Genomic DNA, 13,169 nt, shown 5'->3' on the forward strand with positions numbered 1-13,169 from the left:
GCGGACACCGACGAAAGTCAGGTGTTCAGCCGCTCTCCTCGGCCCAGACCCGCCAGTCGTCGAGCACACCGTGCAGGGCCGGGGTGAGCCAACCCGGGGCGGAACGCCGGAACACACCCGGGTCCATCGCACCCGCGCCGTCGGGCACCGCGCCGAGCAGATTCGGCACCAGGTCGGTGAGGTTCGTCCAGTGCACCAACTCCGGCCGGGCCGGCCAGGCGCCGATCACCACACCCGCCGGCACGGCACGCCGGTCCAGCGCCTCCAGCGTCAGCGCCGTGTGGTTGAGCGTGCCCAACCCGGCACGGGCCACCACCACCGCCGGAGCGCCCAACGACACCGCCAGGTCGGCCATCGTCCACGGCTCCCCCGACGGACGCAGCCCCATCGGCACCAGCAGCCCACCCGCGCCCTCGATCAACACCAGGTCGTGCTTGTCGACCTCGTCACGCACCGCGTCCACCGCCGTGTACAACTCCAACGGCGGCAGATCGGCCACCCGGGCGGCAGCCAACGGTGCCAGCGGATCGGGATAACTGGCCAGGGTCCGGCCGGTCAGCGGAGCGGCCAACCGGTTCACCGCGTCCACGTCGCCCGGCTCACCACCCGCCGTACCGGTCTGGCCGGGTTTGACCACGGCCACCCGCAACCCGGCGGCCTGCGCGGCAGCCGCGATCGTCGCCGTCACCACGGTCTTACCGACCTCGGTGTCGGTCCCGGTGACCAGAACCGGCCCCTCCCACCCGGTCACTGCGGGTCCTTTGTTCGCGACTGCGGGGCTCGCAAACCCGGCTCACTCCTCGCGCTCACGGTGAAACCTTTGTTCGCGACTGCGGGGCTCGCAAACCCGGCTCACTCCTCGCGCTCACGGGGGCACAGTGCACGATGACGTCCAGGGCCCGTTCGAACGCCGCCCGGGGCACTCCCGCGCTGACCGTCAGGCGCAGGCGGGACCGGCTGTCCGGGGTGGACGGTGGTCGGAAGCACCCCACCGCGACGCCCCGGTCCCGGCAGTCGGCGGCCCAGGCGGTCGCCGCCTCCGGGCTGGGAGCCGCCACCGAGATCACCGCCGCGTCCGGCGCGGAGACGGTCAACCCGGCCGCCCGCAGTCGGCCGACCGCCGACGCCACCCGGTCGGCCAGCTCCACGCGCACATCGTCGCCGCCCCGGGTCAGCCGCAGCGCGGCGTGCACCCCGGCGGCGACAGCCGGGGGCAGGGCCGTGTCGAAGATGAACGTACGGCTGGTCTCGACCAGGTGCCGGACGAACTCGGCCGGGCCGGCCACCACCCCACCCGCGCCGCCGAGCGCCTTGGACAGGGTGGCGGTGACCACCACGTCCGGCTCACCGGCCAGCTTCGCCGCCGCCACCGCGCCCGCCCCGGCCGGACCTGTCACACCCAGCGCGTGCGCGTCGTCGACCAGCAGCAGAGCGCCGTGCCGGCGGGCCACGGCGTGCAGCCGGGCCAGTGGGGCGAGGTCACCGTCGACCGAGAACACCGACTCGGTCACCACCACCGCCGGGCGACCCGGAGCGGCGGCGAGCGCGGCGGCCACCGCGTCCACGTCGCCGTGCGGCGTGACCACCGTCTCCGCACCGGAGATCCGGCAGCCGTCGATCAGGGACGCGTGGTTGTGCGCGTCCGACACCAGCAGCGTCCGAGGTCGGACGAGCGCCCGCAGCGCGCCGAGGTTCGCCAGGTAGCCGGAGGAGAAGACGAGGGCACGGTCGGTGCCCAGCCACCGCGCCAGCTCGGTCTCCAACGCTTCGTGCGCGTCGGTGGAGCCACGCACCAGGCGCGACCCGGTCGCCCCCAGCCCGTACGCCGACAGCGCTGCCGCGGCGGCGGCGGTGACCTCCGGGTGGGTGGCCAGGCCGAGGTAGTCGTTGCCGGCCAGATCGGTCATGCCGTCGGCGGCGGGACGCGGATGCAGTCGCCGGGTCAGCCCGGCTCTCGCCCGCAACTCCGCGCGGCGGTCGAGCGCCGCCAGCCAGTCCGCCACGTCATCCCTTCACCGCCGTTCGTGCCGGTCAGCCCGACACCCGCCGGGCGAAATTACCACCCGCCGCCGACCCCCGACGGATCCACTCGCTGGCCGGCGTAGGGGTTCCCAGGTCATTCCGGCTGATCGGGCCGCCTTGTAGGGTACGAGCCATGCCAGAGATCCTCGACCAGGCCCGGACCCAGGTCCTCGGCGACGGCGTCGGCCTCGACCAGGCCGGCATCCTCGCCGTGTTGAACCTGCCCGACGAGCACCTCCCCGCCGCCCTTCAGCTCGCTCACGACGTGCGCATGCGCTGGTGCGGCCCGGAGGTCGAGGTCGAGGGGATCGTCTCGCTGAAAACCGGCGGGTGCCCGGAGGACTGCCACTTCTGTTCCCAGTCCGGGCTGTTCACGTCCCCGGTGCGCTCGGTGTGGCTGGACATCCCGTCGCTGGTCGAGGCGGCGAAGCAGACCGCCGCCACCGGGGCGACCGAGTTCTGCATCGTCGCCGCGGTGCGCGGCCCGGACGCCCGGCTCATGAAGCAGATGCGCGAGGGCGTCGCCGCCATCAGGGCGGCCGTCGACATCCAGGTCGCGGCGTCGCTGGGCATGCTCACCAAGGAGCAGGTCGACGACCTGGTCGACATGGGCGTGCACCGCTACAACCACAACCTGGAGACCTGCCGGTCGTACTTCCCGAACGTGGTCACCACGCACTCCTGGGAGGAGCGCTGGGAGACCCTGCGGATGGTCCGCGACTCCGGCATGGAGGTGTGCTGCGGCGGGATCCTCGGCCTCGGCGAGACCGTCGAGCAGCGGGCCGAGTTCGCCGCCCAGCTCGCCGAGCTCGACCCGCACGAGGTGCCGCTCAACTTCCTCAACCCCCGTCCCGGCACCCCGCTCGGTGACCGCCCGGTGGTGGAGGGCAAGGACGCACTGCGGGCCATCGCCGCGTTCCGGCTGGCCATGCCGCGCACCATCCTCCGGTACGCGGGCGGCCGGGAGATCACCCTCGGTGACCTGGGCACCCGCGACGGTCTGCTCGGCGGCATCAACGCGGTGATCGTCGGCAACTACCTGACCACGCTGGGTCGACCGGCGACCGCCGACCTGGAGTTGCTGGACGAGCTGAAGATGCCGGTCAAGGCCCTCTCCGCGACGCTGTGACGACGATGACGACGACGGAGCTGTGGTGCGACAGGTGCGGTGAGCCGGCGACGGCCACCGCGCACCCGGCCTGCGCCACGGCCCGCCGGTTGGAGCCGCCCCGGTTCTGCCGCCGGTGTCGGCGTCGGATGAAGGTGCAGGTTTTGCCGGTGGGTTGGTCGGCGGTCTGCGTCGAGCACGGGGAAGTCCGGGGCTGACGCCGATGCTGCACGGGCGGGCGGTGACCCTGCGACCGGCGACGGACACGGACGTGCCGGCCCTCGCGGCGATCCGGGCCGACCCGGAGGTGCGCCGGTGGTGGCGGGGCGGCGACGACCTGACCGGTGCCGTCCGCGCCGACCTCGGCGACGACGACCTGCACGTGTACGCCATCGAGCACGACGGGCAGGTGGTCGGCGCGATCCAGTGGTACGCCGAGGCCGACCCGGACTACCGCCACGCCAGCCTGGACGTCTTCCTCGACCCGGCGGTACGCGGCACCGGCCTGGGGGTGGACGCGATCCGTACCCTGGCCCGGCACCTCGTCGACGAGTACGGCCACCACCGCTTCACGATCGACCCGGCGGCGGCGAACAGCGCCGCGATCCGCGCGTACGCCAAGGTGGGCTTCCGCCCGGTGGGCATCATGCGCCGCTACGAGCGCGGCGAGGACGGCCGCTGGCACGACGCCCTGCTGATGGATCTGCTCGCCGACGACCTGGTGGAGTGAGCGGGCAGGCGCACCCGTGCCGGCGCGCCTGCCCGGCAGATGCGAGCCACACTGCCGTTCGCGGCATCTACCCCGTAACGCCCAAACCGGACTTATCGTGCTCTGGTGGGCGTGGACATCAGAGCAGCAGACCGGAGCGCCGGTCCGGTTCTCGCGGGCCGGTTCCGCGGCGACATCGAGGGGCTGCGTGGGCTCGCGCTCGCCCTGGTGCTGGTCGGGCACGCCGGCATCGCCGCCCTCCCGGCCGCCTTCGTCGCCGTCGACGTCTTCTTCGTGATCTCCGGCTTCCTGATCACCGGCCTACTCCTCGACGAGATCCGCCGGACCGGCCGCGTCCGCATCGTCGACTTCTACGCCCGCCGCGCCAAGCGGTTGCTGCCGGCCGCCAGCGTCGTCCTCGTGGCGAGCCTCCTGCTCACCTATCTGTTCCTGCCTCCGATCCGCTGGTCCGAGACCGCACGGGACGCTCTGGCCAGTGCCGCCTACGCGATGAACTGGCGTCTGGTCGAGCAGTCGACCGACTACCTGCGTTCCGAGGAGGCCCCCAGCATCCTCCAGCACTACTGGTCGCTCGCCGTGGAGGAGCAGTTCTACCTGGTCTGGCCGCTGCTGCTGCTCGTCGTCGCCCGATACGTCACGCGCCGCACCTCCCGGCGTACCGGCGCGCGGCGTCCTCTCCCGCGTAGCCTTCCGGGCCGACACCGCCGACCGTTCCTCGGCGACCGGACGGCCCCGTGGCTGCTCGCCGCCTTCGCCGTGGTCGGCATCCCGTCGCTGGCGTGGTCGATCCACCTGAGCCAGACCGAACCCGCCCGGGCATACCTCGTCACCACCACCCGGATGTGGGAACTGGCGTTGGGCGGTGGGCTGGCGATCCTCAGTGGGCACCTGACCCGCCTGCCGCGTCCCGCCGCGATCACGCTCGGCTGGGCCGGTATGGCCACCGTAGCCCTCGCCGCGATGCTGATCCGACCGGAGACGGCCGCCTACCCCGGACACCTGGCATTGCTGCCCACGCTCGGCGCGGTCGCGATAATCGCGGCCGGCCCGAGCGCCGGTCGACACGGGCCCGCCCTACTGCTCAACCGGCGGCCGACGCGTGCGGTGGGGGCGGTGTCGTACTCGTGGTATCTGTGGCACTGGCCACTGCTGGTGGTGGCGGAAGCGCGGTGGGGCCCACTGGACACGTCCGCCGGACTCGCGATGATCCTCTGCTCGGCGGTGCCGGCCGTGCTGACGTACCACCTGGTGGAGAACCCGTTCCGGTACGCGCGGATCTCCAGAGCGCGCGTGCTGCGCATGGGACTGATCGCCACGGGCATGACAGTCGTCGCCGGAATCGGACTGCAACTGGCGGTCCGGCCACCCACGTCCCCCGGCCCCGCTCCTGCCGAAATCGCCGGCGCCGTTTCGCCGGGAGCGCCACCCGGGGACGGCAGGGCCACCGCGCCGGTGGACCGGTTCGCCCGCATCACGCCCGATCCCCTGGACGCCCGGGACGACCTGCCCGACGTCTACCGCGACGACTGCGTCACACAGGCGCAGGACGCCAGCCTGCGCAGTTGCACCTACGGTGACCGGAATTCGGCGGTGGAGGTGGCGGTGGCCGGCGACTCACACGCGGCGCACTGGGTGCCCGCTCTCCAGGCCATCGCGGCGGAGCGCGGCTGGCGACTGGTCACCTACATCAAGACCACGTGTTCCTTCCTGAAGGCACCGATCACCGTCGCCGGGCGGTCGGACCCGAGCTGTACGGAGTGGAACAGCAGGTTGCGCAAGGCCCTGACCGGCGAGCGGCGGCCCCGGCTGCTCATCGTCTCCAGCGTGACCCAGATCCCGTCGGTACGCGGCAGCACGCCGCCGCCGGGCTCGGCGACCGCAGACGCGCAGACGGTGGCGTTGTCGGAGACCTGGTCCGAGGTGACCGCCGCCGGCCTGCCCCTGGTGGTCATCCGGGACACCCCGTCGTTCACTGTGGACATCGCCGAGTGCGTGTCGGCCCATCGCGAACGGCTCACCGCCTGTGCGCAGCCCCGGGAGCGCGCCCTCGCCTGGGGCGTACCGCAGGAGCGCGCCGCGGCCGCGGTGCCGGACGTCCGGCTGGCCGACCTCAACGAGTTCATCTGCCCCACCGAACGGTGCCCCGCCGTCATCGGCGGGTTGCTCGTCTACCGCGACGCGCATCACCTGACCGCCACGTACGCCCGCAGCCTCGCCCCGCAGCTGCACGAGCGGTTACGTCACCTCCTGTCACCACGGCTGCCGTGACGAGCCGACGTTGGCACCCGGCGGCGTGAGCCCTCGCGTCAACCGTCCCAGCCTCGCGAAACCGGCAGGTTATCCCCGGGCACGCACCGGCGAGATCTTGGACAGCTCCCGGCCGCGAACGGCAACTGTCCAAGATCTCGTGGATCCGGTGGCTCAGGCGATGGCGCAGGCGGCGTTGTTCACTGTGAAGGCCGCCGGCTTCGGGTTGGTGCCGGCGTGCGTTCCGTTGAAGCCGAAGCTCACCGACGCCCCGGGCGCGAGCGTGCCGTTGTAGGACAGGTTCGTCGCGGTGACCGCCGTGCCGCTCTGGCTGACCGCCGCCGACCAGCCCTGACTGACGGTCTGCCCGCCGGTGAAGCTGAACCGCAGGGTCCAGCCGTTGATCGCCGTGGTGCCGGTGTTGGTGATCGTGACGGTGGCGGTGAAGCCGGTGTTCCAGTCGGTCGTGGCGTACCCCACCGAACAGGCCCCACCGACCGGCGGGGCCGCGGTGGTCACCGCGACCGGCGCGGACGCCGCGGAGGTGTTGCCGGCTGCGTCCACCGCCACCACGTAGAACTGGTACGCCGTCGACGCGGTCAGCCCGGTCACCGCGACCGTGCTGCCGGTCGGAGAGCCGACCAGCGCGTCGGTGGCGCCGGCCTCGCGGTAGACCCGGTAGCCGGTGACGCCCACGTTGTCGGTCGACGCCGCCCAGCTCAGGGTGAGCCCGGTGGCGGTGACCGCCGAGGCGACCGGCGTGCCGGGGGTGCTCGGCGCGGTGGTGTCCGGCGCCGGTCCGGCCGGCGTGGTGACGCTGACGGCGGCCGACGACGCCGACCGGTTGCCGGCGCCGTCGACGGCCCGCACGGTGAACTGGTACGTCCGCTCCGGCAGCAGCCCGGTCACCGCGAGCGTGTTGGTGGTGGCGGTACGCAGCACCGCGTCGCTGCCCGTCTGCGATTGGGTGATCTCGTAGCCGGCCAGGCTGCTGCCGCCGGTGTCGGTGGACGCGGCCCAGGTCAGCGTGAGCCCGCTCGACGTGACGGCGGACGCGACAGGCGTGCCGGGCACGCTCGGTGCGGTGGTGTCCGGTACGACGGGTCCGAGCTCGTCGCCCCAGACGCGGGTGGTGCCGGAGTAGAGCGGCACCTTGCGGTTGGGCCCGGCGGTGGCCTGGTACGACGGGTCGTTCGTCGGGTCCCAGGTGCCGCCCTCCGGCACACCGATCTTGAACTGGACCTCCATCCGGTGCTGCGACTGACCGGCCGGGGCGATGGTGTGGCCGGTGCAGTCCACCTCCACGTACCAGATGTCTCCGCTGTACTGCTTGGCCGTGGTCGGGGACGGGCAGCCCTGGGTGTAGCCGGCGGTCACCTGCACCGGGCCGGTGCCGTCGGGCCGGAAGTAGTACCGGAACCGGCCGTCGGTCAGCGCGCGGGCCGGGAACGCCGACTTGTTGTAGACCATCACCTTGAGCCCGGTGGCCCGGGGTTCGGCCTGCGTCACGGTGGTCTCCACGGTCAGCTCGTCGATGTCCGGCGTCTCGGCGACCGGGAAGTTCGCCAGCGGCGTGCCGCCGTACTCGGAGGTCAGCCGGACCAGCGCGGACGTGAATCCGGCGTTGTAGTCGGTGGCGACCTCGTTCATCACGTAGTCCGACCGGCTGTCGCTGTACGCGTCGTTGGGCGACGACGGGCCGCCGACCAACGCTCCGTAGAGGGTGTGTCGGGTCTCGACGGGCACGGTCTGGCTGTCCCACCAGGAGCCGTGCGCGGTGCGGTGGTGCGGGTTCTTCGGCGGGTTCGCCCCGAACCCGATCACGTAGCTGGAGTTGCGCGGGTTGTCGCCGAGCGCGTAGTTGATCTGCCGGACGGCGAAGTCGTGGTAGCGCGCCTTGCGGGTCGTGTCGGTGGTCTTGTCGCTGTAGACCAGCGCCGCGAACGACGTGTTGGCGGCGTAGCGCAGCGCGCCCCAGGAGTCGAGCACCGCCATCCCGCCGGGCGAGTACGGCACCCGCTGCCCGTTCACACCGACGGTCCAGTAGTCCAGCCAGCGGTTGGCGTCGTCGACGTACTTCTGCTTGCCGGTCAGGTTCGCCAGCAGCACGTACGCGCCGAACTGCTTGTTGTCCCAGGCGATCGTCCACTTGTAGGAGCGGGTGGTGGTCTGGTTCTCGGTGCCGAGCTTGTCGTACTCGCTCTCGGCCTTGGCCAGGTAGCCGGCCTCGCCGGTGGCCCGGTGCAGCCAGATCGCGGCCCAGACCAGCTCGTCCTGCCAGCCGCTCCACGACCGGTAGAAGCTGGTCGCGTCGGTGATGCACTCGTGGTACGACTTCCGCACCGTGTCGGCGAACGTGTAGAGCTGCCGGGCGTGGGTGAGCAGCTTGTCCGCGTAGGTCGCGTCGGTGGGCCGGAACACCATCGAGGACGCGGCCATCGCCGCCGCCGTCTCCCCGGCCAGGTCCGCGCCGCCACAGCTCGCATCGATCTTGTACGCGGGCCGCGCCATCGGCATCACCTCGGCCGGGCCCCACCACTTGTGGTCGTCGTCGCCCTTGCCGACCTGCCCGTAGAGGACGTTCGCCGACGGGTGCGCCTTGATGAAGTAGTCGTTGACGAAGCGCAGGTTGTTGAGCAGGTGCGGGAGCTGCCCCGAGGAGGCGTAGCCGCTGCGGTACTCCACCGCGCCCCAGGCGAGCATCGTCGCGCTGAACGCCATCGGGAAGCCGAACTTGACGTGGTCACCGGCGTCGTACCAGCCGCCGGTGAGGTCCAGGCCCGCCCCGGCACCGTCGGTGAGGGCGCTGTCGCCGCGCCAGGAGACCCGGTTCCAGTCCGGCAACCGACCGGACTGCTGCGCCTCGTAGAAGAGCAGCGACTTCTGCAACGCCTCGGCGTAGTTGTAGGTGGCCGGCGCGGCCGAGGCGGGCGACGACGTCGGCCCGGTGACCACGAGGGACAGACCGGTGAGCACTGCCGCTCCGGCGGCCAGCAGCCGCCGCGGCCAGGGCTGGTCGGCGGCCGGTGACCGGCCGGGCTGGCCGCTGAACGGCCGGGTCAGGTGGCGCATGGCGGGCTCCTGTCGGAGGCGTCGCCGGCGGTCGCACCGACGCGGGACGGCGTACGGGCGGCACGGCTACCGGCGACAGCGGGGGTGGCGGTGTGGCCACGGGAGGCCATGGAAGCGCTCCCATGGATAACCGACAATGTAATGGGCGAGTGCTCCGTTGGGAAGTCCGTCGGCCGAGCCGGGCGTGCGCGGACGCACTTCCGTACTCGCGAGTAACAATGCGGACCATCTCACACAATCGATGTACGTCGATTCATTGTCGGCGTCACCGCAGCTCACGACGCACGGTCGGGAAGAGATTCTCGCGCCGCCCAGACGCGTCGGCGGCCAGCCAGACAAACGTACTGTTGCTGACCGGCTACTGGGCGCGAGACAGTACCGATCACCAGCGGTGCCATCGACGCCGCCGTTCCCGGTCGACAGTGAGGAGGAACGATGGCACTACGACTCGCCGACGGCACCGCCTGGTCCGACATCCTGGCCCGCGCGGTGGCCGCCACCCCGGAGGCGTTCGGCACCGAAGTCGACGGCGTCACCACCCTGCACAACCTGGTCGAGGGCGCGTGGCGGGCGGTCGGCCGGCCCGCCCCGGTCCACACCCCGGTGGACAACACCGTCGTCGTCAACCTGCCCCGACTCGACGCCGACACCGCCCGCGCCGCGGTCACGCACGCCGCCGCCGCGCACCGGGAGTGGGCCCGGACCCCGCTCGCCGAGCGTCAGGCCCGCGTCCGCGAGGCACTGGAATCACTCACCGCCCACCGCGACCTGCTCGCCATGCTGCTGGTCTGGGAGATCGGCAAACCCTGGCGGCTGGCCTGCGCCGACGTGGACCGGGCGCTCGACGGCGTCCGCTGGTACGTGGGCGAGATCGACCGGATGCTCGCCGACGGCCGTGCGCCGCTGACCGGCCCGGTCAGCAACATCGCGTCGTGGAACTACCCGATGAGCGTCCTGGTCCACGCCGAACTGGTACAACTGCTGGCCGGGAACGCCGTCATCGCCAAGACCCCGTCCCAGGGCGGCGCGGTCTGTCTGACCGTCGCGCACGCGTTGATGCGCCGCGCCGGCCTGCCCGCCACCCTCGTCAGCGGCGGGGGCGAGGAACTGTCCGAGGTGCTGGTCCGGGCACCCGAGATCGGTGCCGTCGCCTTCGTCGGCGGCCGCTCCAACGGCGGCAAGGTCGCCGCCGCCCTGCTCGACAGCGACAAGCGGCACTTCATCGAGCAGGAGGGCCTCAACGCCTGGGGCATCTGGAACTTCTCCCAGTGGGACCTGCTCGCCGCGCACCTCAAGAAGGGCTTCGAGTACGGCAAGCAGCGCTGCACCGCGTACCCCCGGTTCGTGGTGCAGCGCGACCTGGTCGACGAGTTCCTCGACATGTACCTGCCGGTCGTCCGCTCGGTCCGTTTCGGTCACCCCCTCGCTGTCGGCGACGACTGGGCGGACGGCGACCCGCTGCCCGAACTGGACTTCGGGCCACTGATCAGCGCGGCAAAGGCCGACGAGCTGCACCGCAAGGTCGACGAGGCGGTACGCGGCGGCGCGGTGCCCCTGCACCGGGGCAAGCTCACCGGCGCGCCGTTCCTGCCCGGGCAGGACACCTCGGCGTACGTCGCGCCGTCGGTGCTGCTCGCCCCGCCCGGCCGGTCCCGGTTGATGCACGCCGAGCCGTTCGGGCCGGTCGACACGATCGTCGTGGTGGACACCACCGACGAGCTGCTGGCCGCGATGAACGCGTCCAACGGCGCGCTGGTGGCGTCGCTGGCCTGCGACGACATCGAGGAGGCCGGCAAGCTCGCCGAGGACCTCCAGGCGTTCAAGGTGGGCATCAACAAGCCACGGTCCCGGGGCGACCGGGACGAACCGTTCGGCGGTCGGGGCGCCTCCTGGAAGGGCGCGTTCGTCGGCGGGGACCTCCTCGTCCAGGCCGTCACCGTCGGCGGCGCCGGGCGGCTCTACGGCAACTTCCCCGACTACAGCAGCTACCCCGCGACCTGACGCGGCACGCGGAAGGGCCCCTGCTACGCGCCCGGCGTCAGCAGGGTGCCCTTCCGCTGCGTGGCGAGCGGGACGGTCACGGTGAGCAACGCGCCGTCACATTCGGTCGAGCCGACCCGACCCGACCGGCGCAGCGTACGCAGCATCGGGGCGTTCTCGGCCTGCACGTGCAGCACCAGCGCCGCGTACCCGGCCTCGTCGGCGTGCTTGGCCAGCCGGCGCAGCAACGCCGTGCCCAGCCCACGCCGCTGCCAGTCGTCGCGCACCAGCAGCGCCACCTCGGCCTCGTCGCCCTCGCCGAGCAGGTTCGCCATGGCGACGACCGACTCGCCCGCACCGTCCGGCCCGGTGGCGACCGCGACCAGGGTCACGCCTCGGCTCGGCTCCAACAACCGACGCAGCCGGTCCGGTCGCGGCAGCGCCGCCCCACCCAGGTATCGGCGGTGCCGGCTGCGCGGCGAGCACGCCTCGTGCAACTCCCGTACGCCGGGCAGGTCGTCGGCGCAGGCCGGTCGCACGGCCACCTCGACACCGTCGGGCAGCACCAGTGTGACCTGTTCGGCGGCCCGACGAGCCACGGTGGCGGCCAACTCGACCAGGGCCTGCGCCCGGGCGTACTCCGCCGGGGTGAACGCGGGCGCGGCCCGGCGCAGCGCGAACGAGCCGCCCGCCGGGTCGGCAAGGGACATGCTCGCTCCGGTGATCCCCCGGTCGACGCCGACGGACGCCGGCCGCCAGCTGACCGAGTCGGCGCCGAGCAGCGTCCGCAGCGCCTCACCCGTCGCGTCCGGGTCACGCACCAGCCGGTTGGCCAGCCCGAGCACCCGGGTGGGCTGGTCGGCCAGGCCGCGCGCCTCGCTGCGCGCCACCCAGCAGTCCCGACCCCGACCCCGCTCGACGGCGGCGACCAACTCGGCCTCGTCGAGGGTGTCCGGTGCGTCGACCAGGAAGTCGTCCACCGCGCCCTGTTCGGTGGGCTGCACCTGCACGGTGAGGATGTTGACCCCGCGCAGCGCGAGGCTGGCCGTGAGCACCGACAGGTAACCCGGCCGGTCGTCCACCGTCGCTCGGATCCGCCACAACGTCATGGTTGGCTCCCTTCCCCGGTAAGAGCCTCACCCTCGCCTGTTGCCGCCCGGTTGCTCGGCGGTGTCGACCCGGGAACTCCTCGAGCCGCTCAGGGGCCGGTGACCACCGGGGGCGCGCCGACCAGGTCGAGCCGGTCGCCGAGGATCACCGTGCTGGCCCGGACGAGCTGGGTGAGCCGATCCACCTCGGTGCTGTGGAACCCGGCGGCGCAGAGCGTCTCGGTGTGTTCGCGGGCGACGACCAGCACCAGGCCCGCCCGGCCGAACGGCGCGATCGCGTGGTGGGTGCCGTCGGGCGTGGTCATCGACCTGCCGCGCAGCGGGGTCACCTCCGGCAACCGCAACGGCACGGGGGTACGCCAGCTCGCGTGCCCCACCGTCGCCCCTCCGCCCCCGGTGCGCGAGGCCCAGTCGACGGGCACCACCGCGGCGACGGCCCAGTCGGCCGCCAGCAGGCCCGGCACCGCGTCGACGAGGGTGGCGAGCCCGTCGGCCGGGTTGGCCGCGACCTGGGCCAGCAACTCCGCGTCCTGCCCGGTGGTGGTGGGCGCGCCGATCGCCCGCCACACGCCGTCCACCCGTACCCCGGGAATCGCCGCCAGACCGGCCAGCAGCCGCTCCACCCGGGCCGCGCCCGGCCAGACCACCGTGAAGTCGTCCACCGCCCGCCCGCCGAGTCGTTCGAGGACCACCACCTGGACGATGTCCGCACCGGAGACGCCCAGCGTGCGGGCGACCTGGCCGAGCGTGCCCGGACGGTCCGGCAGGGTGACCCGAACTCGCAGCAACATGTCTGTCCCTCCGCTCGGCGGGCCGGCCACAGTGCGGCCGGCAGGCTGGACCCAGCCTGGTCGGTGACCATTTCGTCCCTGTTGCCGGGCCATGTCCCGAGGGCAAAATC

General features: G+C 72.6%; 10 protein-coding genes. 5 read left to right on the forward strand and 5 right to left on the reverse strand.

The annotated features are described in order from the left end of the window. Positions 1-25 precede the first annotated feature (25 nt). Entirely contained in the window at positions 26-751 is a 726-nt protein-coding gene (gene bioD, locus O7617_RS04050; RefSeq protein ID WP_282261583.1) for a dethiobiotin synthase, read from the reverse strand. Positions 752-806: 55 nt separating this feature from the next. After that, positions 807-2,003, reverse strand: coding sequence for an 8-amino-7-oxononanoate synthase (locus O7617_RS04055; RefSeq protein ID WP_282261584.1), 1,197 nt, complete (start codon positions 2,001-2,003; stop codon positions 807-809). Positions 2,004-2,155: 152 nt separating this feature from the next. Here O7617_RS04055 and bioB point away from each other — a divergent pair, with 152 nt between their 5' ends. The 4 genes from bioB to O7617_RS04075 all read left to right on the forward strand — a co-directional run bounded on the left by bioB (position 2,156) and on the right by O7617_RS04075 (position 6,128). Then, on the forward strand, positions 2,156-3,151 hold the full coding sequence (bioB, locus tag O7617_RS04060) for a biotin synthase BioB (RefSeq protein WP_282261585.1): 996 nt from the start codon (positions 2,156-2,158) through the stop codon (positions 3,149-3,151). A gap of 5 nt (positions 3,152-3,156) precedes the next feature. Then, on the forward strand, positions 3,157-3,348 hold the full coding sequence (locus O7617_RS04065; RefSeq protein ID WP_282261587.1) for a hypothetical protein: 192 nt from the start codon (positions 3,157-3,159) through the stop codon (positions 3,346-3,348). 5 nt (positions 3,349-3,353) lie between these two features. Next, complete coding sequence (locus tag O7617_RS04070; RefSeq protein WP_282261588.1) at positions 3,354-3,860, forward strand: GNAT family protein; 507 nt, start codon at positions 3,354-3,356, stop codon at positions 3,858-3,860. Positions 3,861-3,965: 105 nt separating this feature from the next. Beyond that, positions 3,966-6,128 (forward strand): acyltransferase family protein, encoded by a 2,163-nt coding sequence (locus tag O7617_RS04075; protein WP_282261590.1) that lies wholly within the window; start codon positions 3,966-3,968, stop codon positions 6,126-6,128. Positions 6,129-6,281: 153 nt separating this feature from the next. On the opposite strand, the gene O7617_RS04080 is transcribed toward O7617_RS04075, so the two are convergent. After that, entirely contained in the window at positions 6,282-9,179 is a 2,898-nt protein-coding gene (locus O7617_RS04080) for a glycoside hydrolase family 9 protein (RefSeq protein ID WP_282261592.1), read from the reverse strand. 435 nt (positions 9,180-9,614) lie between these two features. Between O7617_RS04080 and O7617_RS04085 the strand changes: the two genes are divergently transcribed. Beyond that, the gene (locus tag O7617_RS04085) at positions 9,615-11,180 is read left to right on the forward strand and encodes an aldehyde dehydrogenase family protein (protein WP_282261593.1); all 1,566 of its coding nucleotides are present in this window, start codon (positions 9,615-9,617) and stop codon (positions 11,178-11,180) included. Positions 11,181-11,203: 23 nt separating this feature from the next. Here O7617_RS04085 and O7617_RS04090 read toward each other — a convergent pair whose 3' ends face one another. Both O7617_RS04090 and O7617_RS04095 read right to left on the reverse strand, forming a co-directional pair. Then, positions 11,204-12,268, reverse strand: coding sequence for a GNAT family N-acetyltransferase (locus O7617_RS04090; RefSeq protein WP_282261595.1), 1,065 nt, complete (start codon positions 12,266-12,268; stop codon positions 11,204-11,206). A gap of 89 nt (positions 12,269-12,357) precedes the next feature. Beyond that, on the reverse strand, positions 12,358-13,059 hold the full coding sequence (locus tag O7617_RS04095; protein ID WP_282261596.1) for an amino acid-binding protein: 702 nt from the start codon (positions 13,057-13,059) through the stop codon (positions 12,358-12,360). Positions 13,060-13,169: the final 110 nt, after the last annotated feature.

The organism is Micromonospora sp. WMMD1155, assembly GCF_029581275.1.
GTDB lineage: Bacteria > Actinomycetota > Actinomycetes > Mycobacteriales > Micromonosporaceae > Micromonospora.

What these genes read in the sequence shown, in the direction of transcription:
- bioB (WP_282261585.1), top strand. Translation starts at nt 2,156, where the DNA reads ATGCCAGAGATCCTCGACCAGGCCCGGACCCAGGTCCTCGGCGACGGC.
- O7617_RS04065 (WP_282261587.1), top strand. Translation starts at nt 3,157, where the DNA reads ATGACGACGACGGAGCTGTGGTGCGACAGGTGCGGTGAGCCGGCGACG.
- O7617_RS04070 (WP_282261588.1), top strand. Translation starts at nt 3,354, where the DNA reads ATGCTGCACGGGCGGGCGGTGACCCTGCGACCGGCGACGGACACGGAC.
- O7617_RS04080 (WP_282261592.1), bottom strand. Translation starts at nt 9,179, where the DNA reads ATGCGCCACCTGACCCGGCCGTTCAGCGGCCAGCCCGGCCGGTCACCG.
- O7617_RS04085 (WP_282261593.1), top strand. Translation starts at nt 9,615, where the DNA reads ATGGCACTACGACTCGCCGACGGCACCGCCTGGTCCGACATCCTGGCC.
- O7617_RS04090 (WP_282261595.1), bottom strand. Translation starts at nt 12,268, where the DNA reads ATGACGTTGTGGCGGATCCGAGCGACGGTGGACGACCGGCCGGGTTAC.
- O7617_RS04095 (WP_282261596.1), bottom strand. Translation starts at nt 13,059, where the DNA reads ATGTTGCTGCGAGTTCGGGTCACCCTGCCGGACCGTCCGGGCACGCTC.